This window comes from Streptomyces yaizuensis (assembly GCF_034961445.1).
Lineage (GTDB): Bacteria > Actinomycetota > Actinomycetes > Streptomycetales > Streptomycetaceae > Streptomyces > Streptomyces yaizuensis.
In genome coordinates, this window is sequence record NZ_BSBI01000002.1 from 944,185 (window position 1) to 968,014 (window position 23,830).

Consider the following 23,830-nt stretch of genomic DNA (forward strand, 5'->3'; position numbering starts at 1 on the left):
CGCGCGCCAGGCACGACTGGAGGGGACAGCGCCCATGCCGGCCGACGACACCACCGCGGGGCCCCGCCGCCCCGCCGGCCCCGGCCGGCGCGGCGGACGGGCGCCCGGGCCCCCGCATGGCCCCGGGCCACGGCCGCGGAGCACCGGGGCCACCACCGGCCCCCCGCGCGGCGGTGCGCCCCGCCGGCTGTACGAGCGGGTCCGCAGGGCCTGGGACCGTCCGCTCACCGCGTACTACGTCATCATCGGCAGCGCCCTGCTGATCACCGTGCTCGGTCTGGTGATGGTCTACTCGGCCTCGATGATCAAGGCGCTCTCGCTCTCGCTGCCGAGCACCTATTTCTTCCGCAAACAGTTCCTGGCGGCGGTCATCGGCACCGTCCTGCTGGTGATCGCGGCCCGGACCTCCTCCCGGCTGCACCGGGCGCTGGCCTATCCGCTGCTGATCGTCACCGTCTTCCTGATGGCGCTGGTGCAGGTCCCGGGGATAGGGGAGTCCGTCGGCGGCAATCAGAACTGGCTCTCGCTCGGCGGCCCCTTCCAGCTCCAGCCCAGTGAGTTCGGCAAGCTGGCGCTGATCCTGTGGGGCGCGGACCTGCTCGCCCGCAAACAGGAGAAGCGGCTGCTGAACCAGTGGAAGCACATACTGGTCCCGCTGGTCCCGGTCGGCTTCACCCTGCTCGGTCTGATCATGCTGGGCGGGGACATGGGTACGTCGATCATCCTCACCGCCATCCTGTTCGGCCTGCTCTGGCTGGCCGGTGCCCCGACGAGGCTCTTCGCCGGCGTCCTGGGCATCGCCGGTCTGGTCGGCTTTATGCTGATTCGTACGAGTGAGAATCGGATGTCCCGGCTGTTCTGCGTGGGCGCCGAGGATCTGGGGCCCCAGGGCCAGTGCTGGCAGGCGGTCCATGGACTCTATGCGCTGGCCTCCGGCGGATGGTTCGGTTCCGGGCTCGGTGCGAGTGTGGAAAAATGGGGTCAACTGCCCGAATCGCATACCGACTTCATCTTCGCCATCGCCGGGGAGGAACTGGGCCTGGCGGGGACACTGTCGGTCCTCGGCCTGTTCGCGGCTCTAGGCTATGCGGGTATCCGCGTGGCCGGACGCACGGAGGACCACTTCGTCAGGTACGCGGCGGGAGGCGTGACCACCTGGATCATGGCCCAGGCCATGGTCAACATCGGTGCGGTGCTCGGACTGCTGCCGATCGCCGGTGTTCCCCTGCCGCTGTTCTCCTACGGAGGGTCGGCCCTGCTGCCGACCATGTTCGCTATCGGGCTGCTGATCGCCTTCGCGCGAGAGGAACCCGCCGCGAAGGCGGCCCTGGCCATGCGTCGGCCAGGGGTGAGATGGAAGTCGATGAGACGGCGCGTCGTGAAGCGTCCGTCCGGAGAGCGGTGAATTTCGGTGCATGTCGTACTCGCCGGCGGGGGGACCGCCGGCCACATCGAGCCGGCGCTCGCCCTCGCGGACGCCCTGCGCAGGCAGGACCCGACCGTGGGGATCACTGCCCTGGGCACGGAGCGCGGACTGGAGACCCGGCTCGTCCCCGAGCGGGGCTACGAGCTGGCGCTCATCCCCGCCGTGCCGCTGCCCCGCAGGCCGACCCCGGAGCTGATCACCGTCCCCGGCCGGCTGCGCGGCACCATCAAGGCGGCCGAGCAGGTACTGGAGCGGACCAAGGCCGACTGCGTCGTCGGCTTCGGCGGCTATGTGGCGCTCCCCGGCTATCTCGCGGCCAAGCGGCTCGGGGTGCCGATCGTGGTCCACGAGGCCAACGCCCGGCCCGGCCTCGCCAACAAGATCGGTTCCCGGTACGCGGCCGGCGTCGGCGTCGCCACCCCCGACAGCAAGCTGCGGGGCGCCCGCTACATCGGCATCCCGCTGCGGTACTCCATCGCCACGCTGGACCGGGCCAGGGTCCGCCCCGAGGCGCGCGAGGCCTTCGGGCTCGACCCCCAGCTGCCGACCCTGCTCGTCTCCGGCGGCTCCCAGGGCGCCCGGCGGCTGAACGAGGTCATCCAGCAGGCCGCCCCGGCCCTCCAGCGCTCCGGCATCCAGATCCTGCACGCGGTCGGCCCCAAGAACGAGCTGCCGTATGTGGAGAACATGCCCGGAATGCCGCCGTACATCCCGGTTCCGTATGTGGACCGGATGGACCTCGCGTATGCGGCGGCCGACATGATGCTCTGCCGCGCGGGCGCGATGACCGTGGCCGAGCTGTCGGCGGTCGGCCTGCCCGCCGCGTACGTACCGCTGCCCATCGGCAACGGCGAACAGCGGCTCAACGCCCAGCCGGTGGTCAAGGCGGGCGGCGGACTCCTCGTGGACGACTCCGAGCTGACGGCCCAGTGGGTGCAGGAGAACGTCCTTCCGGTGCTGGCCGATCCGCACCGGCTGTACGAGATGTCCCGCTCCGCCGCCGAGTTCGGCCGCCGGGACGCCGACCATCTGCTCGTCGGCATGGTGTACGACGCGATCGCCGCACGCCGGTAGGGTCCCGCGTTCCCGCGGTACCCCCAGCGTGCGAACCGTCAGGCGGGAGATCCGCCCGGCCCGGGGCCGCCCGGCCCCGGGCACTGGCCGGAAGGAGACCGGAGCGTGGCCGGACCCACCACCGCCGAACGCGGTGCTCGCGGCACCCCGCGCCGCCCGCGGCAGGAGTCCGGCCCACCGCCGGCCCCGCCCGCCGGGGGCCGGTTCCGCTTCCGCCCCGGCCGCCGCGGTCTGCTGATCGCACTGGCCGCCGCCGCGCTCGCCGCCGGGGCCGGCTGGCTGCTCTACGGCTCGTCCTGGCTGCGGGTGGAGAGCGTCCGGGCCTCCGGTACGGATGTGCTGACGACCGCCCAGGTCGTCCGCGCGGCCGAGGTGCCCGTCGGCGAACCGCTCGTCTCCCTGGACACCGACGCCGTCGAGGAACGGATCCTGCGGCGGCTGCCGCGCGCCGACACGGTGGAGGTCTCCCGCTCCTGGCCCCGGGGCGTCACCCTGGAGGTGACCGAGCGTCAACCGGTGCTCCAGCTCGTTCAGGGGAGGCGCTATGTCGAAGTGGACGACGACGGTGTCCGTTTCGCGACGGTGGACCGGCCGGTCCGGGGCGTACCCCGGCTGGAACTCGCCGTCGAGCGCTCCCCCAGTCTGCGCCGTTTCCCCTTGGCGCGCCTGACGCGGGAGGCGGTCCGGGTCCGGGAGGGGCTGCCCGGGAAGGTCGTGGCCGACCTGCGCACGCTCGTAGTGCGTTCATATGACGACATGGTCCTGGAGTTGACGGGGGAGCGCAGGGTGGTGTGGGGGAGCCCGGAGGAGGGCGAGGCGAAGGCGCGCGCCCTCACCGCGCTGCTGAAAGCCGCTCCACGGGCCCGTCACTTCGATGTGAGCGCTCCCACCGCCCCCGCGGTGTCCGCGAGTTGACGCCGTAACGCGTCTCTCGGGGCCCTGGCTGGTCAGCGCAACGGCTGATCACATAGGGTGAAAAGAAAAACGGGAGGTTCGGCGTGTTCATTGAACGCGCCCCGCTTGTCGACTTAGTGTCCTGTTCGGGGAGTCCAGCGAACAGACGCACTGGTAACCCTAAACTTCAACGTTAGGGTTCGGGTCGGCAATTCGGACCGCCCCATCGGCATCAGCCGCGACCGCGCGGGCAACGCGCGGCGACGGCACGTATTTCGAGGCGAGAGGCCTTCGACGTGGCAGCACCGCAGAACTACCTCGCAGTCATCAAGGTCATCGGTGTCGGCGGCGGTGGTGTCAATGCCATCAACCGAATGATCGAGGTCGGTCTCAAGGGCGTCGAGTTCATCGCCATCAACACCGACGCTCAGGCGTTGTTGATGAGCGACGCCGACGTCAAGCTCGACGTCGGCCGGGAACTGACCCGGGGTCTCGGCGCCGGCGCCAACCCCGCCGTCGGCCGCAAGGCGGCCGAGGACCACCGCGAGGAGATCGAGGAGGTCCTCAAGGGGGCCGACATGGTCTTCGTGACCGCCGGCGAGGGCGGCGGCACCGGCACCGGCGGCGCCCCCGTCGTCGCCAACATCGCGCGCTCCCTGGGCGCGCTCACCATCGGCGTGGTGACCCGCCCCTTCACCTTCGAGGGCCGCCGCCGCGCCAACCAGGCCGAGGACGGCATCGCCGAGCTGCGCGAAGAGGTCGACACCCTCATCGTCATCCCCAACGACCGGCTGCTGTCCATCTCGGACCGCCAGGTCAGCGTGCTCGACGCGTTCAAGTCCGCCGACCAGGTGCTGCTCTCGGGCGTCCAGGGCATCACCGACCTCATCACCACGCCCGGCCTGATCAACCTGGACTTCGCCGATGTGAAGTCCGTGATGTCCGAGGCCGGCTCCGCGCTCATGGGCATCGGCTCGGCCCGCGGCGACGACCGCGCGGTGGCCGCGGCCGAGATGGCGATCTCCTCCCCGCTGCTGGAGGCGTCCATCGACGGCGCCCGCGGGGTGCTGCTCTCCATCTCCGGCGGCTCCGACCTCGGTCTCTTCGAGATCAACGAGGCGGCCCAGCTGGTCAGCGAGGCGGCCCACCCCGAGGCGAACATCATCTTCGGTGCCGTCATCGACGACGCCCTCGGCGACGAGGTCCGGGTCACCGTCATCGCCGCCGGGTTCGACGGCGGCCAGCCGCCCGCCCGCCGGGACACCGTCCTCGGCTCGGCGGGCAAGCGCGAGGAGCCGCAGCCCCCGGCGCAGCGCCCCGAGCCCCCGGCCCGCTCGGTCGGCTCGCTCGGTTCACTGGGGTCCGTACCCGTGCGCGAGGAGCCCCCGGCCGAGCCGGCCCCCTCCGTGCACGACCACGGCCCGTCCCACACTCCGCAGGTCCCGCAGGCCCGTCCCTACCCGGACACCTCGGCCGAGGAGCTGGATGTCCCGGACTTCCTGAAGTGACCGTGGGGCACGACGCGATACACGCGAACGGCGCGCACTTCGCCTTCACCGACCGGTGGGGCGGGGTGAGCGCCGTTCCGTACGAGGAGCTGAATCTCGGCGGGGCGGTCGGCGACGACCCCGGAGCCGTCCGGACCAACCGGGAGATCGCGGCGAAGGCCCTGGGCCTGGACCCCGCGCTGGTGGTCTGGATGAACCAGGTGCACGGCCGGGACGTCGTCGTGGCCGAAGGGCCCTGGGGCGAGGGGCCCGTACCGGCGGTCGACGGGGTGGTGACCGCCCGGCGCGGACTCGCCCTCGCCGTCCTGACCGCCGACTGCGTCCCCGTCCTGCTCGCCGACCCGGTCGCCGCCGTCGTGGGCGCGGCCCACGCCGGCCGCCCCGGGCTGGTCGCGGGCGTGGTCCCCGCGACGGTCGCGGCCATGGTGGAGCTGGGGGCCCGGCCCGAGCGGATCACCGCCCGCACCGGCCCCGCCGTCTGCGGCCTCTGCTACGAAGTGCCCGAGGAGATGCGGGCCGAGGTGGCCGCGGTGGAACCGGCCGCATGGGCGACGACCCGCGCGGGCACCCCGGCCGTCGACGTCACCCGGGGCGTGCTCGCCCAGCTCGCCGCCGCCGGGGTGACGGACGCCGCCGCCTCGCCCGTGTGCACGCGGGAATCCCCGGACCACTACTCGTACCGCCGCGACCGCACCACCGGGCGGCTCGCCGGATATGTCTGGATGGAGCCGCTCCGCGGAGAGGCGGACGCCGCTTCCCCGGCAGGAGAGACAGCAGCATGACGGAGCGCCACGACCTTCCGGACCCGGCACGCCGGGCCGAACTCGCCGAAAATCTGGCGAAGGTGGAGGAACGTATCGCCGCCGCCTGTGCCGCCGCCGGCCGCGCCCGGGACGAGGTGACCCTGATCGTGGTCACCAAGACCTACCCCGCGAGCGATGTCCGCCTTCTGCATGAACTCGGTGTGAGGAATGTCGCCGAGAACCGTGACCAGGACGCCGCCCCCAAGGCCGCCGCCTGCGCGGACCTGGACCTCCGCTGGCACTTCGTCGGCCAGCTCCAGACGAATAAGGTCCGTTCTGTACTGGGTTATGCCGATGTGGTGCAGTCCGTCGACCGTATGAAGCTGGTCACGGCGCTCTCCGCCGGGGCGGTCCGCGCGGGCCGCGAGGTGGGGTGCCTGATCCAGGTGGCGCTGGACGCGGACGCCGGCGCACGCGGGGAGCGCGGCGGGGTCGCGCCGGACGGCGTCGCGGAACTGGCCGCCGCCGTCGAAGCGTCCCAGGGGTTGCGGCTCGACGGTCTGATGACGGTCGCGCCGCTGGCCGGAGCCTATGCGGGGCGGCAACGGGCCGCGTTCGGGCGGCTGCTGGAAATCTCATCCGGCCTGCGCGTGCGGCATCCTGCTGCGAACATGGTGTCGGCGGGGATGAGTGCGGACCTCGAAGAGGCCGTGGCGGCCGGGGCGACACATGTACGCGTCGGTACGGCGGTACTCGGAGTCCGTCCCCGGCTCGGGTAACGTCGCCAGGAAGTCGGACCACAGCAGAAAATATGGTCATTCCCGCAGCAAAGCGGGCAGACCCAGTGGATCGCGGGCACTTGGTGGCTGTGCGACATAGGCGAACAGTGCGATCCACCACAGAGCGGAGGACTCAGAGCATGGCCGGCGCGATGCGCAAGATGGCGGTCTACCTCGGCCTCGTGGAGGACGATGGGTACGACGGCAGGGGCTTCGACCCCGACGACGACTTCGAGCCCGAGCCGGAGCCCGAACGGGAGCACCGCCGGCACCCGCCGGCGCACCCCGTGGAGCGTGAGGAACCGGTGCGCGCGGTCCAGCCTCCGCCGCAGCGCGACCCGTTGCCGCTGCCGACTTCGCTACCCGCAGAAAACGGGCGTCCTGCGCGAATCGCCCCCGTGGCATCCATCACACCTGAACGTCCCAGCCTGGAGAAGAACTCACCGGTGATCATGCCCAAGGTCGTGTCCGAGCGGGAGCCGTACCGCATCACCACGTTGCACCCGCGGACCTACAACGAGGCCCGTACCATCGGGGAACACTTCCGCGAGGGCACTCCGGTGATCATGAATCTCACGGAGATGGACGACACCGACGCGAAGCGACTTGTCGACTTCGCTGCGGGACTCGTCTTCGGTCTCCATGGCAGCATTGAGCGCGTGACACAGAAGGTGTTCCTGCTGTCTCCTGCTAACGTCGATGTCACGGCGGAGGACAAGGCCCGTATCGCAGAGGGCGGTTTCTTCAACCAGAGCTGAGAAGAGCAGTACCGCGGGCACGTGAGTGCGCGCACAGGACAACGACACGCCCGCCGGCCCGTTGGGGGCCAGGCCGTGGACGTGACAGGGGAGAGGGAAGCGCAGGATGAGCGTCGCACTACAGGTGGTCTATATCGCGCTGTTGTGTTTCCTCGTCGTGCTCTTCTTCCGGCTCGTCATGGACTACGTCTTCCAGTTCGCCCGTTCATGGCAACCCGGCAAGGCGATGGTGGTCCTCCTGGAGGCCACCTACACTGTCACCGATCCACCGCTCAAGCTCCTCCGGCGGTTCATCCCGCCGTTGCGTCTCGGGGGCGTGGCACTGGACCTGTCCTTCTTCGTTCTGATGATCATCGTTTGGATCCTGCTCAGCATCGTGGGTCGTTTCGCGTGATGAGAAGGGTAGGAGTGGACGATACGGTCTTGCCGACTGCCGACGACTACGTAGAGGTGAAGAAGAGATGCCGCTGACCCCCGAGGACGTGCGGAACAAGCAGTTCACGACCGTCCGCCTCCGAGAAGGCTATGACGAGGACGAGGTCGATGCCTTTCTTGACGAGGTCGAAGGCGAATTGACCCGGTTGCTCCGGGAGAACGAGGACCTCCGCGCCAAGCTGGCGGCGGCGACTCGCGCGGCCGCACAGAACCAGCAGCAGCAGGGGATGCGCAAGCCCCCGGAGCCGCAGGACGGCCGGGGTGCCCCGGGGGCCCCGGTACCCGCCGCCATATCGGGCCCGCCGGTCCAGCAGCAGCCTCCGCAGATGGGTCCCCCCCAGCTGCCGGGTGGAGCGCCTCAGCTGCCGGCCGGTCCCAGCCACGGTGGCCCGATGGGTCCCGGTGGTCCGATGCAGGGTGGCCCCATGGGCGGCCACGGCGGTCCGATGCAGGGTGCGCCCATGGGCGGTCACCCCGGTCATGGTGGCCCGCAGATGCCGCAGCCCGCTCAGGGCCCCGGCGGCGACAGCGCGGCCCGTGTCCTCTCGCTGGCCCAGCAGACCGCCGACCAGGCGATCGCCGAGGCCCGTTCCGAGGCCAACAAGATTGTCGGCGAGGCCCGTTCGCGCGCCGAGGGCCTGGAGCGGGACGCCCGCGCCAAGGCCGACGCGCTGGAGCGGGACGCGCAGGAGAAGCACCGCGTCGCCATGGGCTCCCTGGAGTCCGCGCGGGCGACGCTGGAGCGCAAGGTCGAGGACCTGCGGGGCTTCGAGCGTGAGTACCGCACCCGTCTGAAGTCGTACCTGGAGAGCCAGCTGCGTCAGCTGGAGACCCAGGCCGACGACTCGCTGGCGCCGCCGCGCGCGCCGTCGGCGGCCTCGCTGCCGCCGTCGCCGTCGATGGCGTCGGCCGGTGCTCCGGCGATGGGCCACTCCATGGGCGGCGCCCCCGCGATGGGCCAGCCCATGGGCGGCAACCCTCCGATGGGCGGGGCTCCTTCGTACGGCGGGCAGCAGCAGATGTCCCCGGCGATGACCCAGCCGATGGCACCGGTGCGGCCGCAGGCGCCGCAGCCGATGCAGCAGGCGCCCGCGCCGATGCGGGGATTCCTGATCGACGAGGACGACAACTGAGGCGCGACGCGCCGTGAGCGCGTAGCCGTCGGCAGCGGTGATGGGCCGGGCCGGGACGAGAGTCCTGGGCCCGGCCCATCGTCGTTCTTGGCTGTCGTCCTTGTTGCCCGGACCTGGTTGCCACAGAGGGCGGGCCCGTACTGGGCGATCGCCTCGGCCCTGGCCTGCGCCCTGCGCGAGTGAGCCGAAGGGGTGCCGCGGGTGTCGAAAGGGAGAACGCGCGGAGGCCGTGAGGAACGAGCGGTCGAGCACGATCGACCGTCGACACGCGCACTAGCACCCCGGAGGCGAACCGAGCCTGCAAAAGAGGAGGCGGCTGTTCGGGTGTTCTTGGTGTGGCAAAAGGGGGACAGGGGGTCGGTCCCGGAGGTGGGGCCGACCCCCTGTCGGGGGGATGATGATCAGACCTTGCGCAGGTGGAAGGTGAGCGCCAGGGACTCGTCCGTGAAGGCCGGTCCGAACGTGTCGTCCGGAGTCGAACGGGTGAACTCCGTCGCGAGGACCTCGTCGGCGATCAGCGTGGTGTGCTCCGTCAGTGCCTCACCCGTGGCCGGGTCGTCCGACCCCCACACCACGGCGATCCGGTCGGCGACATCGAGGCCGCTGTTCTTCCGGGCCTCCTGGATCAGCCGGATCGCGTCCCGCGCCAGTCCGGCGAGGCGCAGCTCGGGCGTGATCTCCAGGTCCAGTGCGACCGTGGCGCCCGAGTCCGACGCCACCGACCAGCCCTCGCGCGGGGTCTCGGTGATGATGACCTCGTCCGGGGCGAGCGTGACGCTCTCGCCCTCGACCTCGACCGAGGCCGTGCCCTGGCGCAGGGCCAGGGAGAGCGCGGCGGCGTCCGCTTCGGCGACCGCCTTGGCCACGGCCTGGACGCCCTTGCCGAACCGCTTGCCCAGCGCCCGGAAGTTGGCCTTGGCGGTGGTGTCCACCAGCGAGCCGCCCACCTCGGAGAGCGAGGCCAGCGAGGAGACGTTCAGCTCCTCGGTGATCTGGGCGTGCAGCTCCGGCGAGAGGTGATCGAAGCCGGACGCCGCGACCAGGGCGCGGGAGAGCGGCTGACGTGTCTTGACGCCCGACTCGGCGCGGGTCGCCCGGCCCAGTTCGACCAGCCGGCGCACCAGGGTCATCTGCCGCGACAGCTCGGTGTCGATGGCGGAGGGGTCGGACTCGGGCCAGGTCGACAGGTGCACCGACTCCGGCGCGTCCGGGGTCACCGGGACCACCAGGTCCTGCCAGACCCGCTCGGTGATGAAGGGGGTGAGCGGGGCCATCAGCCGGGTCACGGTCTCGACGACCTCGTGCAGCGTGCGCAGCGCGGCCTTGTCGCCCTGCCAGAAACGGCGCCGGGAGCGGCGCACGTACCAGTTGGACAGGTCGTCCACGAAGGACGAGAGCAGCTTGCCCGCGCGCTGGGTGTCGTACTTCTCCATGGCCTGCGTGACCTGGTCCACGAGCGTGTTCAGCTCGCCGAGGAGCCAGCGGTCCAGGATGGTGCGGTCCGCCGGCGCCGGGTCGGCCGCGGACGGGGTCCAGCCGGAGGTCCGGGCGTACAGCGCCTGGAACGCCACCGTGTTCCAGTAGGTCAGCAGCGTCTTGCGGACGACTTCCTGGATGGTGCCGTGGCCCACCCGCCGCGCCGACCAGGGCGAGCCGCCGGCCGCCATGAACCAGCGGACGGCGTCCGCGCCGTGCTGGTCCATCAGCGGGATCGGCTGAAGGATGTTGCCCAGGTGCTTGGACATCTTCCGGCCGTCCTCGGCGAGGATGTGGCCCAGGCAGACGACGTTCTCGTAGGAGGACTTGTCGAAGACCAGGGTGCCCACGGCCATCAGGGTGTAGAACCAGCCCCGGGTCTGGTCGATGGCCTCGGAGATGAACTGCGCCGGGTAGCGCTTCTCGAACAGCTCCTTGTTCTTGTACGGGTAGCCGTACTGCGCGAACGGCATCGAGCCCGAGTCGTACCAGGCGTCGATGACCTCCGGCACACGGACGGCGCTCAGCGCGCAGCCCTCGTGCGGGCAGTCGAAGACGACATCGTCGATGAAGGGCCGGTGCGGGTCGAGCGCCGACTGGTCGCTGCCGGTCAGCTCCGACAGCTCGGCGCGGGAGCCGACGCAGGTGAGGTGGTTGTCCTCGCAGCGCCAGATCGGCAGCGGGGTGCCCCAGTAGCGGTTGCGGGAGAGCGCCCAGTCGACGTTGTTGTTGAGCCAGTCGCCGAACCGGCCGTGCTTGACGGAGTCGGGGAACCAGTTGGTGCCCTCGTTCTCCTCGATCAGCCGGTCCTTGACCGCGGTGGTGCGGATGTACCAGGACGGCTGGGCGTAGTACAGCAGCGCGGTGTGGCAGCGCCAGCAGTGCGGGTAGCTGTGCTCGTACGGGATGTGCTGGAAGAGCAGGCCGCGGGCCTGGAGGTCGGCGGTCAGCGCCTCGTCGGCCTTCTTGAAGAAGACGCCGCCGACCAGCGGCAGGCCCTCCTCGAAGGTGCCGTCCGGGCGGACCGGGTTGACCACGGGCAGCCCGTAGGCGCGGCAGACCAGGAGGTCGTCCTCGCCGAAGGCGGGGGACTGGTGCACCAGACCGGTGCCGTCCTCGGTGGTCACATACTCCGCGTTGACCACGAAGTGGGCCTCGGCGGGGAACTCGACCAGGTCGAAGGGGCGCTCGTAGGTCCAGCGCTCCATCTCGGCGCCGGTGAAGCGCTCCCCGGTGACCTCCCAGCCTTCGCCGAGGGCCTTCTCCACCAGCGGTTCGGCGACGACCAGCTTCTCGGTGCCGTCGGTGGCGACCACATAGGTGACGTCCGGGTGGGCGGCCACGGCGGTGTTGGAGACCAGGGTCCACGGGGTCGTCGTCCACACCAGCAGCGCCGCCTCGCCCGCGAGCGGGCCGGAGGTCAGCGGGAAGCGGACGAAGACCGAGGGGTCGACGACGGTCTCGTACCCCTGGGCCAGCTCGTGGTCGGACAGGCCGGTGCCGCAGCGGGGGCACCAGGGGGAGACGCGGTGGTCCTGGACCAGCAGCCCCTTGTTGAAGATCTCCTTCAGCGACCACCAGACGGAGTCGATGTACTCGGGCTCCATCGTCCGGTAGGCGTCGTCCAGGTCGACCCAGTAGCCCATCCGGTCGGTCAGCTCGGCGAAGGCGTCCGTGTGGCGGGTCACCGACTCACGGCACTTGGCGTTGAACTCGGCGATGCCGTACGCCTCGATGTCCTTCTTGCCGGAGAAGCCCAGCTCCTTCTCGACGGCCAGCTCCACGGGCAGGCCGTGGCAGTCCCAGCCCGCCTTGCGGGCCACGTGGTAGCCGCGCATGGTGCGGAAGCGGGGGAAGACGTCCTTGAAGACCCGGGCCTCGATGTGGTGGGCGCCGGGCATGCCGTTGGCGGTCGGCGGGCCCTCGTAGAAGACCCACTCGGGCCGGCCCTCGGACTGGGTGACGCTCTTGGCGAAGACCTTGTTCTCGCGCCAGAAGTCGAGCACGGCGTGCTCCAGCGCGGGCAGGTCGACCTGGGCGGGCACCTGACGGTACTGCGGGGGTGTCATGGAACTCCTCCGGCGGACAGCTTCTCTTCCGTCGGAGGGACGAGAGCCTGCTGCTCCCGCGGTACCACCCTCCTTGGCGGCGCAGGGCGCGCCGCCCCCTCATTGGGGTCGCGAAGCCGGTTCTACTCGCCCGATGGCTTTCTTCCGGCGGCTCCGGGGTGATTCTTCACTTCGCGCTCGCCCCCGGGCTCGCACCGTCCCCGGGTCGCTCATGGCTGCGTACGACGCTACTCGTCCCCATCCAAGCCTTTCGCTCCGCCCAGTGTAAGGGCCCGGACGGCTCTCCTGGGACCGAGTATTCCCGGCCTCGGGGGCGGGGCGGGGACGGCGCTCCGGCGGGTCGCGCGGGGAGGGGGGAAGGGGGCGGCCGTATGACCCGAATGGCCAGATGCGCGCCGGTACGGTCCAGGGGCCCGGCGGGGGACGGATTACCCGGCGGGGAGCTGGGCACAACGGTTGCAGGTCCGTTCCACCGAGGCCGGGGCGGGCCCGCGGAGGCGGTCTGCCCCGTTTGCCGCCGGGCCTGGGTCGATTTATCGTCCCACCACGAATCGCGAGCAAGATCACAATATGTGAAGGGGCCGCGGCCATGGTGGCGAAGAAGACCGCCGAGAGCGATCAGGCGTCCACGGAATCCGCCGCCGGGGAGGCCGTGGTCCGCGAGGGCGCCGCCGCCTCGCAGGCGCCGGAAGAAGCCGCGGCGGAGGCACCCGCGAAGAAGGCCGCAGCGAAGAAAACCGCAGCCAAGAGAACCGCAGCCAAGAAAACCGCGGCGAAGAAGACCGCGGCCCAGAAGGTTCCGGCGAAGAAGGCCGCGGCCAAGAAGACGGCAGCCAGGAAGACCGCGGCGGAGAAAACCGCGGCGGAGGAAACCGGGGCCGGGCAGGCTCCGGCGAAGAAGGCCGCTGCCAGGAAAGCCGTCGCGAAGAAGGCCGCCCCGGCGAAGAAGGCGGCCGGCAGCACCGCGGCCGGTGAGGCCGCGCACAGGGCCGCACCCGCGGCCAAGGGGGCGGCGAAGGCCGCGAAGCAGACAGGAGCACGGACGGTGGGAGCGAAGAATTCTGTGGCCGCCGACGACGGCGCGGCGGTGCCCACGGCCCGCACGGCGGCCGCCGGGACCCCCGGTGAGCTGGCGGTCCGCCCCGGCGAGGACCCCTGGACCGCCGCCGAGGTCGCCGAGGCCCGTACCGAGCTGGAATCGGACATCGCCCGGCTCAACGCCGAGCTGGCGGCCTCCGAGGCGGCCCTCGCCGGGCTGATGCGGGACTCCGGCGGCGGCTCGGGCGGTGACGACGCCGACACCGGCAGCAAGAACATCACCCGCGAGCACGAGCTGGCGCTCGCCGCCAACGCCCGCGAGATGCTGGAACAGACCGAGCGGGCCCTCCAGCGGCTGGACGCCGGCACCTACGGCGTCTGCGAGAACTGCGGCAAGCCCATCGGAAAGGCCCGTATGCAGGCATTTCCGCGCGCCACGCTCTGTGTGGAGTGCAAGCAGAAGCAGGAACGCCGAGGCTGAGTCCGCAGGTGTGTGTCGTACCCTCGTGGTCAGTCAGGCACCTAGGTTTGAGGGACTCACGTGGCAGAGGCGGAGCGCATCATCGGTACGCCGGATCCAGCAGAGGCCGACGAGGCCGCGGCCGCCGCCGAGCAGCCCCGGGGCAGGCGCCGGATCGCCGTCCTGTTCTCGGTCGCGGCGGTCGCCTATCTGATCGATCTCGTGACGAAGATGCTCGTGGTGGCGAAGCTGGAGCACCACGAGCCCATCGAGGTCATCGGCGACCTGCTCCGCTTCGAGGCGGTACGGAACGCGGGCGCGGCGTTCGGCATCGGCGAGGCGTTCACCGTGATCTTCACCGCCATCGCCACCGTGGTGATCGTCGTGATCGTCCGGCTGGCGCGCAAGCTCTACAGCCTGCCCTGGGCCATCGCGCTCGGGCTGCTCCTGGGCGGTGCCCTCGGCAATCTCACCGACCGGATCTTCCGGGCCCCCGGCGTCTTCAAGGGCGCGGTGGTCGACTTCATCGCCCCCGCGAACTTCGCGGTCTTCAACCTCGCCGACACCGCGATCGTCTGCGGTGGCGTGCTGATCGTGATCCTGTCCTTCAAGGGTCTCGACCCGGACGGCACGGTCCACAAGGACTGACGGCGCCCGCCCCGGGGAGCCGCCGCCCGGACCGGCCGCGTGATCATGGCAGGCCCCGGGTCCGGACCGGCGGTCTGCCCGGACAAGGCATACTCGACGGGTGAGCACCCTTCCCGAGATCCGCACCCTGCCCGTACCCGATGGCCTTGAGGGCGAGCGCGTCGACGCCGCCATCTCCCGCATGTTCGGGTTCTCCCGCACCAAGGCCGCCGAGCTGGCCGCCGCCGGGAAGGTGCTGGTCGACGGCGCTGCCGTGGGGAAGTCCGAGCGGGTCCACGGCGGTGCCTGCCTGGAGGTCGAGATGCCGCGGGCCGCGGCGCCCGTCCAGATCGTCGCCGAGCCCGTCGAGGGCATGGAGATCATCCACGACGACGACGACATCGTCGTGATCGTCAAGCCCGTCGGCGTGGCCGCGCACCCCAGCCCCGGCTGGACCGGCACCACCGTGATCGGCGGCCTCGCCGCCGCCGGGTACCGGATCTCCACCTCCGGCGCGGCCGAGCGGCAGGGGATCGTGCACCGGCTCGATGTCGGCACCTCCGGGCTGATGGTCGTCGCCAAGTCGGAGCGCGCGTACACCCTGCTGAAGCAGCAGTTCCGGGAGCGGACGGTGGACAAGCGCTACCACGCCCTGGTGCAGGGCCACCCGGACCCGATGAGCGGGACCATCGACGCCCCGATCGGCCGCCACCCGAACCACGACTACAAGTGGGCCGTGACCGCCGAGGGCAAGCCCTCGGTCACCCACTACGACCTGATGGAGGCGTTCCGCGCCGCCTCGCTGCTCGACATCAAGCTGGAGACCGGGCGCACCCACCAGATCCGGGTGCACATGGCGGCCCACCGCCACCCCTGCGTGGGCGACCTGACCTACGGCGCCGACCCGACGATGGCCAAGCGGCTCCAGCTGACCCGGCAGTGGCTGCACGCGGTGCGCCTCGGCTTCGAGCACCCCTCGGACGGCAGCTGGGTGGAGTTCGAGAGCGCCTACCCCGACGATCTGCGGCTCGCGCTGGAGAAGATCGCCGAGGAGAGCCGGTGACGACCGGCTCCACGGCCGTCGGTGACGGCTCCGCCACCGACGGCTCCGCCACCGGCCAGGGCTCCACGACGATCGGCGGCCCCGCCCCGTACACCGTCCGCGTCGCCGTGGGCGAGGCGGACCGTTCCGCCTGCTTCGACGTCCGCGCGGACGTCTTCATACGGGAGCAGAAGGTCCCCGGGGAGCTGGAGTACGACGAGCACGACGCCCCGGACGCCGCCACCGTCCATGTGCTCGCGGTCCGCGCCGACGGCACCCCGGTGGGCACCGGGCGGCTGCTGCACGGGCCCGTCGTGGCGGCGCTGACCGGCGGCGACCCGGCCGTGGGGGTCCTGGGGCGGCTCGCCGTCACCGGCGCGGCCCGCGGCCTCGGGGTCGGCGCGGCCCTCGTCCGCGCGATCGAGTCCGCCGCCCGCGAGCGGGGGCTGACCGCGCTGGACCTGCATGCGCAGACCCAGGCCCTCGCCTTCTACGAGCGGCTGGGCTACACCGCGTACGGGCCCGAGCTGGTGCACGTGGACATCCCGCACCGGGCGATGCGGCGCGCCCTCCCGTAACGCGCACCTCCCGTAACGCGCACCTACCGTCACGCGCGCCTCCGGGATCCGGCTCCAGGACCCGGCAGGGGCAATCCGGGCATAGCGCCCCCCTGCGTGGCAGGCTGACCCACGGACCGTGTGGCTCGGCATCCCCGGAGGGCGCCCGTGGACCAGTTGGCGCTGCTCCTCGCGCTGCTGTTCGGAGCCGTCGTCACGGTGCCCCTCGCCGAACGGATCGACCTGCCGGCGCCGGTGCTGATGACGCTGGTCGGCGCGGCGGTCGCGTTCCTCCCGTTCACCCCCACCGTCGAGATCCCGCCCGAGTTCATCCTGCCGCTGGTGCTGCCGCCCCTGCTGTACGCGGCGGTCCAGCGCACCTCCTGGCGCCAGTTCACGGCCAACGTCCGGCCGATCCTGCTGCTCGCCGTCGCGCTGGTCCTCGTCACCACGGCGGCGGTCGCGTCCGTCGCCCAGGCCGTCGTCCCCGGGCTGCCGCTCGCCGCCGCCGTCGCCCTCGGCGCGCTCGTCGCACCACCCGACCCGATCGCCGCGACCGCCGTGGCCGGACGGCTCGGACTGCCCCGCCGGCTCGTCTCCATCCTGGAGGGCGAGGGACTCTTCAACGACGTCACGGCGATCGTCGTCTACCACATCGCCATCGCCGCCGTGGTCAGCGGCACCTTCTCCTGGCCCGGTGCCGCCACCCAGTTCGTCCTGTCGGCGTCCGTCGCCGTCGCCGTCGGACTGGCCCTCGGCTGGATCTCCGACCAGCTGCTGAGCCGCCTCGGCGACGCCACCCTCCAGGTCGGGCTCTCGCTGATGGTCCCCTACGTCGCCTATGTCCTCGCCGAGGAACTGCACGGATCCGGCGTCCTCGCCGTCCTCACCGTCGCGCTCTTCCTCGCCGAACACGCCGTGGACCCCGACGACGTCCTGGGCCGCCTCGCCGGCACCACCTTCTGGCAGATCGTCGACACCCTCGTCACCGGCGTCGCCTTCGGACTCATCGGACTGGAGCTGCGGACCGTCCTGGACACCGTCGACGGCCGGATGAGCCGGCTCCTCGCCTGGGGCGCCCTGATCACCGTCGTGGTCGTGGTGGTCCGGCTGTTCTGGCTGCTCCCCGCCACCTGGCTGGCCCAGCGCCTGCACCGGCGCCGGGACTACGACGAGGACATCCCCGTCAGCTGGCGGGAGACCGTCGTCATGTGGTGGTCGGGGATGCGGGGGGTCGCCTCCGTCTCCCTCGCGCTCGCCATCCCGCTGCACACGGACAGCGGCGAACCCTTCCCCGGCCGGGACGAGATCCTGTTCATCGCCTTCGTCGTCATCCTGGCCACCCTCGTCCTCCAGGGGCTCACCCTGCCCGCCCTCGTGCGGCGGCTCGGCGTACGGGCCGACGCCGGCGCCGAACGCGAACTGGAACACCGGCTCGCGCTGCGGGCCGCGCGCGCCGCCCGGCACCGGCTCCGGGAGATCGAGGAGGTCGAGGAACTCCCCGACGACCTGGGCGAACGCCTGCTGAGAGGGGTGTACGAGATCGGGGCGCGGATCAGCCCCGCCATCGTGGACGAGGACCGCCGCGAGTGGTACTCCCACCGGGCCGAGCGGGCGCGGACCTTCCGCCGGATCCAGCGCGAGATGCTGTCGGCCGCCCGGCACGAGGTGCTGTCGGCCCGCAGCGAGCCCGGCACGGACCCCGAGGTGGTCGACCGCGTACTGCGGCAACTGGACGTACGCAGCCTGCGCTGACACTCCCCCGTCGTCGTACGATCCGGACATGACACGCACCGTGGTGATCAGCGGTGGGGGGACGGGCATCGGCCTGGCGGCGGCACGGGCGTTCGCCGCCGACGGTGACCGGGTGGTCCTGCTCGGCCGCCGCGAACCGGTGCTGGCACGGGCCGCCGAAGGGATCCCCGGCGCCGCACACCACGCCGGGGACCTCAGCCGGCCGGGGGACGTCCGCCGGGTGGCCGCCGCCATCGGGCAGGAGTACGGGGCCGTCGACGTCCTGGTCCTCGGCGCCGGCGGCAACGGCGCCCTGGAGCCGCCCGTGGCCCATCTCGACGCCCTTGCGGCCGCCGCCCATGAATGGACCACGACGTTCCGGCTCAATGTCCTCACCGCCGTGCTGCTCACCGAGGCCCTGCGGGACCATCTCGCGACACCCGGCGGGCGGGTGCTCTTCCTCGGCTCCATCGCCGCCTACCGGGGCTCCGGCACGGCCCCCGGGTACGGGGCGGCCAAGGCCGCGCTCCACCCGTACGCCTTCCGGCTCGCCCGGGAGCTGGGGCCGCGCGGGATCACCGTGAACGTCGTCGCCCCCGGGCTGGTCGAGGAGACCGGGTTCTTCGGCGGCGAGCCCTTCCCCGCCGAACGGCTGCGGGAGCGGATCGCCGAGACCGCGACCGGGCGGATCGGGCGGCCCGGCGATGTCGCGCAGGCCCTCCACTGGCTGGCCTCCCCGGCCGCCGGGCACATCACCGCCCAGGTGATCCAGGTCAACGGCGGAGCGGAACACGGCCACTGAGACCTCCGTGGGGATCGTCCCCGCTCAGCCCCGGCCGGTCCGGGGCTTGTCGCCGGTCCGGGGCGCCGGGACCGGAACGGACTTGTCCTCCTGTGCCTCCGCCTTCGCCTCCGCCTCCGCCTCCGCCTCCGCCTCCGCCTCCGCCTCCGCCTCCGCCTCCGCCTCCGCCGGAGCACCGGGCGCCGGGGCCGTCGCCACCCTCGGCAGCGCGTACGGATGGTGCTCGCCCACCCAGGCGATCAGCCGCTCGCGCACCGCGCACCGCACGGTCCACAGATCGTCCGCGTCCTTCGCGGTGACCACCGCCCGCACCAGGACCGTCGTCGGCGTGGTGTCCGTGACCGCCAGCGAGAAGTCCCGGCCGTCCCACTCGGGGCACTCGGCCAGGACCTCCCGCAGCCGCTCCCGCAGCGCCGCCACCGGAGCCGCGTGATCCAGATGGAACAGGACGCTCCCCGTCATCCGCACCCCGCCGCGCGACCAGTTCTCGAACGGCTTGCCCGTGAAGTACGACACCGGCATGGTGATCCGGCGCTCGTCCCAGGTCCGCACGGTCAGGAAGGTCAGGGTGATCTCCTCGACGGTGCCCCACTCGCCGTCCACCACCACCGTGTCGCCGATCCGCACCATGTCGCCGAACGCGATCTGGAGCCCGGCGAAGAGATTGCCCAGGGTGGACTGGGCGGCGACACCGGCGACGATGCCCAGCACACCGGCCGAGGCCAGCACCGACGTGCCCACGGTCTTCATCGCGGGAAAGGTCAGCAGCATCGCGGCGGCGGCCACCACGCCGACGACCGCGACGACCACCCGCTGGATCAGGGTGACCTGGGTCCGGACCCGGCGCACCCGGGCGGGATCGCGGGTGGCCGCCGCGTACCGCGCGTACACCGACTCCACGACGGCCGCCGCGATCCGCACCACCAGCCAGGCCGAGGCGCCGATCAGTACCAGGGTCAGCAGCCGGTCGAGCCCCGCGCGGTGCTCCGCCAGGCTCGCGACGCGGGCCTGCGGCCAGCTCGCCGCCAGCACGGCGGTGCCCAGCACCACCTGGAGGGGGACCCGGGCGCGGCGCAGCAGATTCCACAGCGGGGTCTCGGGATGCCGGGCCCCGGCCCGGCGGAGCAGCAGATCGGCGAGCCATCCCGCGAGCAGCGGGACGACGGCGGATCCGCCCAGGACGATCAGGGGGCGCAGTACGTTCTCCATGTTCCGCACGTAACCTGACCGCATGCACATCATGCTTTTCCATTCCGCGTACGGCCCGCGCCCGGCCGTGCGGGCCGCCGCCGAGCGGCTGCGGGCCGCAGGTCACGAGGTGTGGACGCCCGACCTCTACGACGGAGAGACCTTCGACACGGTGGAGGAGGGGATGGCGAAGAAGGACGCGATCGGCATGGACGAGCTGCTGAAGCGGGCCGTCCTCGCCGCCGCGCCCCACTCCGACAAGGGACTGGTGTACGCGGGGTTCTCGCTCGGCGCGGCCGTCGCCCAGAATCTGGCGCTCGGGGACGCGAAGGCCCGGGGGCTGCTGCTGCTCCACGGCACGTCCGACATCGCGGACGGCACCTCGGTGGACGGGCTGCCGGTGCAGCTGCACGTCGCCGACCCGGACGCGTTTGAGCCGCACGACTGGCTGACCGCCTGGTATCTGGGCATGGGCCGGGCGGGCGCGGACGCGGAGGTCCACCACTACCCCGGCGCCGGGCACCTGTACACCGATCCGGAGCTGCCGGACTGGGACGCGGAGGCGGCGGCGCGGACCTGGCGGGTCGCGCTGGACTTCCTCCAGTCGCTGGAGTCCGACGGCTCCTGAGCCCGGCACGGGCCGAGCGGGCGGGCGCTCGGTGAGCGCCCGCCCGCTCGCTTTCCCGCCGTGCGCGCCGGATCAGCCCGCGAGGGCCTTGTCCACCGCCGCCCGGAACTGCTCCGCCGTCTGCGGCGCGCTGTCCGAGCCCTCGGCGGTCACGTTCTTGCCGTCCATCCGCACGGTCGGGGTGCCCTTGACGCCGCTGTCGTCGAAGGCGGCCGACATCTTCATCGCCCACGCGTCGAAGGTGCCCTCCTCGACGTCCTTCTTGAACTGGGCGTTGTCCTTCAGCGCCGGCACCTTGTCGGCGATCTTCAGCAGGTAGGAGTCGTCCGCCAGCTTGTCCTTGCCCTCGGTCGGGTGCAGCTCCTTGGAGTAGAGCGCGGACTTGAACCCGAGGAACGCCTCCGGGCTGACGTTGACGGCGGCGCCCAGCGCGCTCAGCGCGTTCTTGGAGCCCTCGCCGTCGTCGCGGCCGTCCAGGAAGGTCGCGCCGACGTACTTCAGCTTGTACTTGCCGTCCGCGATGTCCTTCTTCATCACCTCGCCGGTCGCCTGCTCGAAGGTGGCGCAGGACGGGCAGCGGGAGTCCTCGTACAGCTCCAGCGTCTTCTTCGCCTCCGGCTTGCCGATGACCAGCTCGGTGCCGTGGGTGCCGGTGGTGTTCGCGGGCTTGGTGACGGTCTTGGCGTTCTTCGCCTCGTCCCAGGCGCTGGGCTCGGTGGCCTTCTGGAAGACGAAGGCGGCACCGGCCACCAGGCCGAGGACACCGAGGGTGGAACCGGCGACGACCAGCTGCCGGCGGGTGCGCTCCTTCTTGGCCTGCTGCTCGCGCTCCAGGCGCAGCCGCTCGCGCGCAGCCGCCTTGTTCGCCTTGTTGTTCCGTGCGCTCATGCTGATCCACTCCGGGGATGTTCGGTGTGCCGGCGGTCCCGGGCGCGCGGTGGCGCGCGGGAGGGCGGCACGAAAGACAGAGGAATACGTGAAGGGGTACGGGGGTGTCCCTGGTGGCCTGCCGGGGGAGGTGCCGCCGGACCGGGGGTCCGGGGCGGCCGGGCCGTCAGGCGCGGGCGAGGGCGGGCGGTCCGCGCCGTCCGACGGAGTGCGTCAGCAGCCGCAGCGGGGAGACGGCGTCGGCCCCGGCGGTGCGGGGCAGCCGGCGCAGCGGCCGGGCGAAGGCGGTGACCAGGGCGAACGCCAGCAGCAGCGGGCCGAGGGCGAGCGCGCCGAGTGCGCGCACCAGGGCGGCCAGCGCGGCTTCGCCGTGCCGGAGCCAGGCGGCGGCGAGCAGCCCGACGGAGACATGCGCGGCGAGCAGCAGCCACGGCAGCGCCGGGTGGGAGGAGCCGAGGAGTCCGGTGGTGCCGTGCCCGGCGGCCTCCACACCGGGCAGGGCGGCCCCGGAGCCGCCGCAGAGCACATCGAGGCCGAGTGCCCGCAGCGAGCCGGTGACCGGGCCGCCGCCGGGGCCGTAGCAGAGTTCCTGGCCGCTGGTGAAGACCGTGTCGGCGGCCAGCTCCAGGGGGACGAGGAGGCTCGCGATCCGCCAGTAGCTCCGCTCGCGCCCGGCGAGGGCGTAGGCGACGGCGAAGACGCCCACGGCGAGCCCGGCGATGGTCGCCCACGGCAGCGGGGCCCGGGAGAGCAGCACATGGGAGGCGGCGGACAGCGTCACGACCAGTGCCGTGAAGACCGCTGCCCGCACCGTCCTGAACTGCGTCTCCGATACGTCCATCACCAGCGAGTGTGCCATGTGCGGAGGAGAGGACCCTCAAGGGTCCCGCGGGATCCTGGCGGGTGACCGGAACCCATCGCTCACAGCCCCGGTATCCGGCCGTTGCGGAAGAGGTCGACGAAGATCTGGTGGTCGGCCCGGGCACGGGCGCCGTAGCGATGGGCGAAGTCCACCAGCAGCTCGGCGAAGCCCTCCTCGTCCGCCGCGATCGCCGCGTCGATGGCCCGCTCGGTGGAGAACGGCACCAGCGACGAGTGGCCGCTCTGCTCGTCGGCGGCGGCGTGCATGGCCGCCGTGGCCCGGCCCAGGTCGGCGACGACGGCGGCGATCTCCGCCGGGTCGTCCAGGTCCCGCCAGTCCAGGTCCACCGCGTAGGGGGAGACCTCGGCGACCAGCTGGCCCGCCCCGTCCAGCTCGGTCCAGCCCAGCCAGGGGTCGGCGTGGTCCTGGAGCGCCCGCTGCGAGATCACCGTGCGGTGGCCCTCGTGGTGGAAGTACGCCCGGACCGTCGGGTCGTCGATGTGGCGGGAGACCGCCGGGGTCTGCGCCTGCTTCATATAGATCACGACGTCGTTCTCCAGGGCGTCGCTCATGCCCTCCAGCAGGATGTTGTACGAGGGCAGCCCGGCGGAGCCGATGCCGATGCCCCGGCGGCCGACGACGTCCTTCACGCGGTAGGAGTCCGGCCGGGCGAGGCTGGAGCCGGGCAGGGTCTCCAGATAGCCGTCGAAGGCGGCGAGCACCGTGTACCGGGTGGCGGCGTCCAGCTCGATCGCCCCGCCGCCGGCCGCGAAGCGCCGCTCGGAGTCGCGGATCTCCGTCATCGAGTCCAGCAGCTCGAAGCGGGTGCGCGAGCGGGCGTCCCGCAAGGCCCCCAGCAGGGGTCCTTCGGCGGTGTCCAGCGTGAACGGCGGCAGCTCCGCGTCCTTGGCGCCGGTGGCCAGGGCGTGGATCCGCTCCCGGTAGGCGGCGGCGCAGACCCGGACCAGGCCGCTGATCTGGGCGTCGCTGAGCGCCTTGGTGTAGCCGATCAGCGCCAGGGACGCGGCCAGCCGCTTCAGGTCCCAGGTGAAGGGGCCCACGCACGCCTCGTCGAAGTCGTTGACGTTGAAGATCAGCCGGCCGTTGGCGTTCATGTAGGTGCCGAAGTTCTCCGCGTGGAGGTCTCCGTGGATCCACACCCGGCTGGTGCGCTCGTCCAGATAGGGGCCCGCGGTGATCGCCCCGTCGCCGCGGGCGGCGTGCTCCCGCTCCAGGTCGGCGTAGAAGAGGCAGGCGGCGCCCCGGTAGAAGGCGAAGGCCGAGGACGCCATCTTGCGGAACTTGACCCGGAAGGCGGCGGGGTCGGCGGCGAGCAGCGCGCCGAAGGCGGCGTCGAACTCGCCGAGGATCTGCTCGCCGCGGTCTTCGGCGGTGATCCCGCCGGGGTGCGGTACCGACATCGCTGGGTGCCTCCTGGTGCGCGGAACGGGAGCGGGCCCACCCTGGGCCCGCCCGCCGAGGGGTGCCGCAGCCGCGGCACCGTGCCTCAGCCGGTCCAACGCGCGACGGCGCCCGGGAGTGCCCCGGGAGTGCCCCGGGAGTGCCCCGGGAGTGCTCCGGGAGTGCTCCGGGAGTGCTCCGGGAGTGACTCGGGAGGGGAGCGGGGGACGGAGGGGGTGATCCCGCTCGGGCCCGCGGCCGTCCCGGCCAAGTCGTAGACTTCCACGCTGTCCCCCCAGACACTCCGC

21 protein-coding genes are annotated in these 23,830 nt (G+C 72.0%); 16 read left to right on the forward strand and 5 right to left on the reverse strand.

Translation table 11 applies throughout. The features are described 5' to 3' along the window. Positions 1–34 precede the first annotated feature (34 nt). The 9 genes from ftsW to SYYSPA8_RS07965 all read left to right on the forward strand — a co-directional run bounded on the left by ftsW (position 35) and on the right by SYYSPA8_RS07965 (position 8,750). On the forward strand, positions 35–1,405 hold the full coding sequence (ftsW, locus tag SYYSPA8_RS07925) for a putative lipid II flippase FtsW (RefSeq protein WP_323446243.1): 1,371 nt from the start codon (positions 35–37) through the stop codon (positions 1,403–1,405). 6 nt (positions 1,406–1,411) lie between these two features. After that, on the forward strand, positions 1,412–2,500 hold the full coding sequence (gene murG / locus SYYSPA8_RS07930; RefSeq protein ID WP_323446244.1) for an undecaprenyldiphospho-muramoylpentapeptide beta-N-acetylglucosaminyltransferase: 1,089 nt from the start codon (positions 1,412–1,414) through the stop codon (positions 2,498–2,500). Between the two features lie 105 nt (positions 2,501–2,605). Then, complete coding sequence (locus SYYSPA8_RS07935; RefSeq protein ID WP_323446245.1) at positions 2,606–3,415, forward strand: cell division protein FtsQ/DivIB; 810 nt, start codon at positions 2,606–2,608, stop codon at positions 3,413–3,415. Between the two features lie 275 nt (positions 3,416–3,690). After that, positions 3,691–4,902 (forward strand): cell division protein FtsZ, encoded by a 1,212-nt coding sequence (ftsZ, locus tag SYYSPA8_RS07940; protein ID WP_323446246.1) that lies wholly within the window; start codon positions 3,691–3,693, stop codon positions 4,900–4,902. Continuing rightward, positions 4,899–5,684, forward strand: a complete 786-nt coding sequence (gene pgeF, locus SYYSPA8_RS07945) for a peptidoglycan editing factor PgeF (RefSeq protein ID WP_323446247.1) — start codon at positions 4,899–4,901, stop codon at positions 5,682–5,684. The genes ftsZ and pgeF overlap by 4 nt, the downstream gene beginning before the upstream one ends. Next, positions 5,681–6,424, forward strand: a complete 744-nt coding sequence (locus tag SYYSPA8_RS07950) for a YggS family pyridoxal phosphate-dependent enzyme (protein WP_323446248.1) — start codon at positions 5,681–5,683, stop codon at positions 6,422–6,424. Before pgeF ends, SYYSPA8_RS07950 begins: the two co-directional genes overlap by 4 nt. A 140-nt stretch (positions 6,425–6,564) precedes the next feature. Beyond that, positions 6,565–7,182 carry a cell division protein SepF gene (locus tag SYYSPA8_RS07955; RefSeq protein WP_323446249.1) on the forward strand — a complete coding sequence of 206 codons (618 nt, stop codon included), beginning with the start codon at positions 6,565–6,567 and terminating at the stop codon, positions 7,180–7,182. Between the two features lie 106 nt (positions 7,183–7,288). Further along, a complete protein-coding gene (locus SYYSPA8_RS07960; RefSeq protein WP_323446250.1) occupies positions 7,289–7,576 on the forward strand; it encodes a YggT family protein in 288 nt (95 codons plus the stop codon). A 67-nt stretch (positions 7,577–7,643) separates the two neighbouring features. After that, positions 7,644–8,750 carry a DivIVA domain-containing protein gene (locus tag SYYSPA8_RS07965; protein ID WP_323446251.1) on the forward strand — a complete coding sequence of 369 codons (1,107 nt, stop codon included), beginning with the start codon at positions 7,644–7,646 and terminating at the stop codon, positions 8,748–8,750. A 401-nt stretch (positions 8,751–9,151) separates the two neighbouring features. Here SYYSPA8_RS07965 and ileS read toward each other — a convergent pair whose 3' ends face one another. Then, entirely contained in the window at positions 9,152–12,295 is a 3,144-nt protein-coding gene (ileS, locus tag SYYSPA8_RS07970; protein ID WP_323446252.1) for an isoleucine--tRNA ligase, read from the reverse strand. Positions 12,296–12,884: 589 nt separating this feature from the next. Here ileS and SYYSPA8_RS07975 point away from each other — a divergent pair. The 6 genes from SYYSPA8_RS07975 to SYYSPA8_RS08000 all read left to right on the forward strand — a co-directional run bounded on the left by SYYSPA8_RS07975 (position 12,885) and on the right by SYYSPA8_RS08000 (position 18,555). Next, positions 12,885–13,814, forward strand: a complete 930-nt coding sequence (locus SYYSPA8_RS07975) for a TraR/DksA family transcriptional regulator (RefSeq protein WP_323446253.1) — start codon at positions 12,885–12,887, stop codon at positions 13,812–13,814. Positions 13,815–13,874: 60 nt separating this feature from the next. Then, positions 13,875–14,441: a signal peptidase II gene (gene lspA / locus SYYSPA8_RS07980; RefSeq protein WP_323446254.1), complete on the forward strand. Its 567-nt coding sequence runs from the start codon at positions 13,875–13,877 to the stop codon at positions 14,439–14,441. A gap of 100 nt (positions 14,442–14,541) precedes the next feature. Next, on the forward strand, positions 14,542–15,483 hold the full coding sequence (locus SYYSPA8_RS07985) for an RluA family pseudouridine synthase (protein ID WP_323446255.1): 942 nt from the start codon (positions 14,542–14,544) through the stop codon (positions 15,481–15,483). A gap of 71 nt (positions 15,484–15,554) precedes the next feature. Further along, positions 15,555–16,040, forward strand: coding sequence for a GNAT family N-acetyltransferase (locus SYYSPA8_RS07990; protein WP_323446347.1), 486 nt, complete (start codon positions 15,555–15,557; stop codon positions 16,038–16,040). A gap of 147 nt (positions 16,041–16,187) precedes the next feature. After that, positions 16,188–17,774 carry a Na+/H+ antiporter gene (locus SYYSPA8_RS07995; protein ID WP_323446256.1) on the forward strand — a complete coding sequence of 529 codons (1,587 nt, stop codon included), beginning with the start codon at positions 16,188–16,190 and terminating at the stop codon, positions 17,772–17,774. 28 nt (positions 17,775–17,802) lie between these two features. Then, positions 17,803–18,555, forward strand: a complete 753-nt coding sequence (locus SYYSPA8_RS08000; protein WP_323446257.1) for an SDR family NAD(P)-dependent oxidoreductase — start codon at positions 17,803–17,805, stop codon at positions 18,553–18,555. A 24-nt stretch (positions 18,556–18,579) separates the two neighbouring features. Here SYYSPA8_RS08000 and SYYSPA8_RS08005 read toward each other — a convergent pair whose 3' ends face one another. Beyond that, positions 18,580–19,764 (reverse strand): mechanosensitive ion channel family protein, encoded by a 1,185-nt coding sequence (locus tag SYYSPA8_RS08005; protein WP_323446258.1) that lies wholly within the window; start codon positions 19,762–19,764, stop codon positions 18,580–18,582. 22 nt (positions 19,765–19,786) lie between these two features. On the opposite strand from SYYSPA8_RS08005, the gene SYYSPA8_RS08010 reads away from it, so the two are divergent. Further along, positions 19,787–20,371 carry a dienelactone hydrolase family protein gene (locus SYYSPA8_RS08010; protein ID WP_323446259.1) on the forward strand — a complete coding sequence of 195 codons (585 nt, stop codon included), beginning with the start codon at positions 19,787–19,789 and terminating at the stop codon, positions 20,369–20,371. A 72-nt stretch (positions 20,372–20,443) separates the two neighbouring features. Here the strand turns inward: SYYSPA8_RS08010 and SYYSPA8_RS08015 are convergent, their stop codons facing one another. The 3 genes from SYYSPA8_RS08015 to SYYSPA8_RS08025 form a co-directional block, all read right to left on the reverse strand. Further along, complete coding sequence (locus SYYSPA8_RS08015; protein ID WP_323446260.1) at positions 20,444–21,259, reverse strand: DsbA family protein; 816 nt, start codon at positions 21,257–21,259, stop codon at positions 20,444–20,446. 166 nt (positions 21,260–21,425) lie between these two features. After that, on the reverse strand, positions 21,426–22,118 hold the full coding sequence (locus tag SYYSPA8_RS08020) for a hypothetical protein (protein ID WP_323446261.1): 693 nt from the start codon (positions 22,116–22,118) through the stop codon (positions 21,426–21,428). Between the two features lie 62 nt (positions 22,119–22,180). Further along, positions 22,181–23,542: a DUF2252 domain-containing protein gene (locus SYYSPA8_RS08025; RefSeq protein ID WP_323446262.1), complete on the reverse strand. Its 1,362-nt coding sequence runs from the start codon at positions 23,540–23,542 to the stop codon at positions 22,181–22,183. Positions 23,543–23,830: the final 288 nt, after the last annotated feature.

What these genes read in the sequence shown, in the direction of transcription:
- ftsW (WP_323446243.1), top strand. Translation starts at nt 35, where the DNA reads ATGCCGGCCGACGACACCACCGCGGGGCCCCGCCGCCCCGCCGGCCCC.
- SYYSPA8_RS07950 (WP_323446248.1), top strand. Translation starts at nt 5,681, where the DNA reads ATGACGGAGCGCCACGACCTTCCGGACCCGGCACGCCGGGCCGAACTC.
- SYYSPA8_RS07955 (WP_323446249.1), top strand. Translation starts at nt 6,565, where the DNA reads ATGGCCGGCGCGATGCGCAAGATGGCGGTCTACCTCGGCCTCGTGGAG.
- SYYSPA8_RS07960 (WP_323446250.1), top strand. Translation starts at nt 7,289, where the DNA reads ATGAGCGTCGCACTACAGGTGGTCTATATCGCGCTGTTGTGTTTCCTC.
- SYYSPA8_RS07965 (WP_323446251.1), top strand. Translation starts at nt 7,644, where the DNA reads ATGCCGCTGACCCCCGAGGACGTGCGGAACAAGCAGTTCACGACCGTC.
- ileS (WP_323446252.1), bottom strand. Translation starts at nt 12,295, where the DNA reads ATGACACCCCCGCAGTACCGTCAGGTGCCCGCCCAGGTCGACCTGCCC.
- SYYSPA8_RS07975 (WP_323446253.1), top strand. Translation starts at nt 12,885, where the DNA reads ATGGTGGCGAAGAAGACCGCCGAGAGCGATCAGGCGTCCACGGAATCC.
- SYYSPA8_RS08000 (WP_323446257.1), top strand. Translation starts at nt 17,803, where the DNA reads ATGACACGCACCGTGGTGATCAGCGGTGGGGGGACGGGCATCGGCCTG.
- SYYSPA8_RS08005 (WP_323446258.1), bottom strand. Translation starts at nt 19,764, where the DNA reads ATGGAGAACGTACTGCGCCCCCTGATCGTCCTGGGCGGATCCGCCGTC.
- SYYSPA8_RS08010 (WP_323446259.1), top strand. Translation starts at nt 19,787, where the DNA reads ATGCACATCATGCTTTTCCATTCCGCGTACGGCCCGCGCCCGGCCGTG.
- SYYSPA8_RS08015 (WP_323446260.1), bottom strand. Translation starts at nt 21,259, where the DNA reads ATGAGCGCACGGAACAACAAGGCGAACAAGGCGGCTGCGCGCGAGCGG.
- SYYSPA8_RS08020 (WP_323446261.1), bottom strand. Translation starts at nt 22,118, where the DNA reads ATGGCACACTCGCTGGTGATGGACGTATCGGAGACGCAGTTCAGGACG.
- SYYSPA8_RS08025 (WP_323446262.1), bottom strand. Translation starts at nt 23,542, where the DNA reads ATGTCGGTACCGCACCCCGGCGGGATCACCGCCGAAGACCGCGGCGAG.